Below are 634 nucleotides of genomic sequence, written 5' to 3' on the forward strand. Positions count from 1 at the left end.
AAGCGGTGCGGGATCTGCAAGTGGATTGATCCCCATTGGACGGGGCCTCGGTACCAGATGCGAAGTCCGCAGCACGAGCTTGGCGGTGTCAAACCGTCAAAATCACTGTGCTAAGGATCTAGTTCGATCGGGAGAGAGCCGCGTCCGATACCCAGTTCGAGCCTGCCACCGCTCAGTTGGTCCAGCATACAGATCTCTTCAAACGCACGCAGCGGATGAGAAAGTGCAAGCAGCATTACTAACGGGCCGAAACGAAGTCGCCGTGTCCGCTGTGCAACACTCGAGAGGAAGAGGTTCGGCGATGGACCTCTCCCATGCGGGGTACAGTGGTGCTCTGCGAGATGGTATGCATAGAAACCGAGGCCATCGCACGCCTCTGCTAAGGTCAGACGAGCTGCATATTGTCGGGCGATGTCGCCGCCGTCATCGTCCAGATGATCGAAAATGCCGCAGGTTATTGATCCGGCCCTCATTGTCTTGAAAGGGTCTTGGTTGGCTCCAGCTTGGTCGGCATGAAGCACGTGGACATGCGCAAGCTGCCCGCCGCGGCTCAAGAGGAGCGCCGGCGGCAAGTCATTGGGCTCCGGGAGCGCGGGCTGACTTACCGGGCGATCGCGGCCCAGGTTGGGCTGTC

The 634-nt window shown here is 59.6% G+C and carries 1 pseudogene; it reads right to left on the bottom strand.

What is annotated here, in order from left to right:
• Window positions 1-119 precede the first annotated feature (119 nt).
• Window positions 120-473, bottom strand: a pseudogene (locus tag FS320_RS44695) (LLM class flavin-dependent oxidoreductase); the annotation flags it as partial.
• Window positions 474-634: the final 161 nt, after the last annotated feature.

This window comes from Microvirga tunisiensis (assembly GCF_009296175.1).
In the GTDB taxonomy this organism is placed as follows: Bacteria; Pseudomonadota; Alphaproteobacteria; order Rhizobiales; family Beijerinckiaceae; genus Microvirga; species Microvirga tunisiensis.